The organism is Neglectibacter sp. X4 (genome assembly GCF_009917365.1).
Lineage (GTDB): Bacteria > Bacillota > Clostridia > Oscillospirales > Acutalibacteraceae > Acutalibacter.
Map to the genome: position 1 here is coordinate 1 of NZ_QWLE01000300.1, position 593 is coordinate 593.

Annotated in this window: 1 protein-coding gene; it reads left to right on the forward strand. The window is 31.5% G+C overall.

Going from position 1 to position 593, the window contains the following annotated elements:
- The first annotated feature begins 149 nt into the window (after positions 1-149).
- Positions 150-476: a hypothetical protein gene (locus tag D1841_RS18235; protein ID WP_166554388.1), complete on the forward strand. Its 327-nt coding sequence runs from the start codon at positions 150-152 to the stop codon at positions 474-476.
- Positions 477-593: the final 117 nt, after the last annotated feature.

The following is a 593-nucleotide window of genomic DNA, read 5'->3' on the forward strand; positions in this document are numbered from 1 at the left end:
TTAGAAAAGAATCACCATATGGAAATAACGGTTTTTGGTTTGTTTTTGATAGAGAATTATACAAGGAAAACTAATACTAAATTTGGTAAAAGGTAGCTCATAGACTTTGCCTAACAGATCCACAAATCGGACTTTTAGGTACTGTTTCAATGATAGATTATATAAAAATAGGAGTATTAATAGAAATGAGATTATCAAAGGTTCAACAAGAAACAATTGATTTTTGCAAGGCGCAAATTGATGAAGCAAGAAAACAGGTTATTGATTTGAAAAAGATTAAGAAAAGTGAGCTATGTCAAGCGATGAAAATAATTGATGCTCAAAATGGGATAGTATATACACAGGGCGGTAACTGTAGTATTAGAACATTAAAGAAACTTGAAGAACTTGGAATCTTAGAAATATTAGAAGATAACTCTGGCATTGGAACAGGCTTTGGTGCGTTTCCTTCAAAAGTAAGGATTTTGAATTATTAAAAATAGGCGAATTCTAGTCCGATGAAGTGAACACTTGTAGATAAAATTTGTTCAGGCGTAGATAAGGAAAGGTTAAGAACAATGGCAAAACCCATGAGTATAGAAAATTTTTACGAA

Coding starts and splice junctions, on each gene's coding strand:
- D1841_RS18235 (WP_166554388.1), top strand. CDS start 150: ATGATAGATTATATAAAAATAGGAGTATTAATAGAAATGAGATTATCA.